The sequence below is a fragment of the Gracilibacillus xinjiangensis genome, from assembly GCF_042651765.1.
Taxonomy (GTDB): Bacteria; Bacillota; Bacilli; order Bacillales; family Amphibacillaceae; genus Gracilibacillus; species Gracilibacillus xinjiangensis.
This window is the reverse complement of sequence record NZ_JBHSDT010000006.1, coordinates 1-1203: the sequence shown is the minus strand read 5'-3', so window position 1 is coordinate 1203 and position 1203 is coordinate 1. Positions and strand designations below refer to the sequence as shown.

The window sequence follows — 1203 nt, the reverse complement described above, 5'->3', positions numbered from 1 at the left end:
GGTGACATGTGGAGCTGACGAATACTAATCGATCGAGGACTTAACTAAATTCTAAAGTGTTGTTTGTTCTTGTCTGACATTCTTATCTAGTTTTCAAGGTATAAAAGATTCTTAAAAAAATTAAAAAAACTCTTGCTTTTTACAAGTATAATGAGTTATAATATATCTTGTCCTTGAAAAAAAGAGTCTGGTGACGATAGCGGAGAGGTCACACCTGTTCCCATGCCGAACACAGTAGTTAAGCTCTCCAGCGCCCATGGTAGTTGGGGCTTTGCCCCTGCAAGAGTAGGACGTTGCCAGGCAGTATATAGGAGGATTAGCTCAGCTGGGAGAGCACTTGCCTTACAAGCAAGGGGTCGCAGGTTCGAGCCCTGCATCCTCCACCATTTACGCCGGTCTAGCTCAATTGGTAGAGCAACTGACTTGTAATCAGTAGGTTGGGGGTTCAAGTCCTCTGGCCGGCACCACTCAGAGCCATTAGCTCAGTTGGTAGAGCATCTGACTTTTAATCAGAGGGTCGGAGGTTCGAATCCTCCATGGCTCACCATTTTTAGCGGGTGTGGCGGAATTGGCAGACGCGCTAGACTTAGGATCTAGTGTCTCTAGACGTGGGGGTTCAAGTCCCTCCACCCGCACCATTTCTAATTTAATATTTACGCGGAAGTAGTTCAGTGGTAGAACACCACCTTGCCAAGGTGGGGGTCGCGGGTTCGAATCCCGTCTTCCGCTCCAGAGAATTTAATCATTTAGTTTGCCGAATGATTAAGATGAAACATTCTCATGCCGGGGTGGCGGAATTGGCAGACGCACAGGACTTAAAATCCTGCGGTGGGTTTCCACCGTGCCGGTTCGAGTCCGGCCCTCGGCACCATTAGCGCCCGTAGCTCAATTGGATAGAGCGTTTGACTACGGATCAAGAGGTTAGGGGTTCGACTCCTCTCGGGCGCGCCATTACGGGAAGTAGCTCAGCTTGGTAGAGCACTTGGTTTGGGACCAAGGGGTCGCAGGTTCAAATCCTGTCTTCCCGACCATTTTAAATAAAATTACCCATCATGGGGCCTTAGCTCAGCTGGGAGAGCGCCTGCTTTGCACGCAGGAGGTCAGCGGTTCGATCCCGCTAGGCTCCACCATTTTTATTGATCATTGAAAACTGAACAAAACAACCAGTATGATATAAAATGTAAGAACAAGCTAGCTTATAGA

At 48.2% G+C, this 1203-nt stretch carries 9 tRNA genes and 1 rRNA gene; all 10 read left to right on the top strand.

The features are described from left to right. The first annotated feature begins 186 nt into the window (after positions 1–186). The 10 genes from rrf (at position 187) to ACFOY7_RS10720 (ending at position 1130) form a co-directional block, all read left to right on the top strand. Positions 187–302 (top strand): 5S ribosomal RNA (gene rrf, locus ACFOY7_RS10765). A gap of 8 nt (positions 303–310) precedes the next feature. Further along, positions 311–386: transfer RNA gene (locus ACFOY7_RS10760), tRNA-Val, on the top strand. Positions 387–391: 5 nt separating this feature from the next. Continuing rightward, positions 392–467: transfer RNA gene (locus ACFOY7_RS10755), tRNA-Thr, on the top strand. Between the two features lie 4 nt (positions 468–471). Next, positions 472–547: transfer RNA gene (locus ACFOY7_RS10750), tRNA-Lys, on the top strand. Between the two features lie 6 nt (positions 548–553). Further along, positions 554–638, top strand: a tRNA-Leu gene (locus tag ACFOY7_RS10745). Positions 639–657: 19 nt separating this feature from the next. Further along, positions 658–732, top strand: a tRNA-Gly gene (locus ACFOY7_RS10740). A gap of 50 nt (positions 733–782) precedes the next feature. Continuing rightward, positions 783–871 (top strand) — tRNA-Leu (locus ACFOY7_RS10735). Between the two features lie 3 nt (positions 872–874). Continuing rightward, positions 875–951, top strand: a tRNA-Arg gene (locus ACFOY7_RS10730). A 3-nt stretch (positions 952–954) separates the two neighbouring features. Then, a tRNA-Pro gene (locus ACFOY7_RS10725) sits at positions 955–1031 on the top strand. Positions 1032–1054: 23 nt separating this feature from the next. Continuing rightward, positions 1055–1130: transfer RNA gene (locus ACFOY7_RS10720), tRNA-Ala, on the top strand. The last annotated feature ends 73 nt before the right edge of the window (positions 1131–1203 follow it).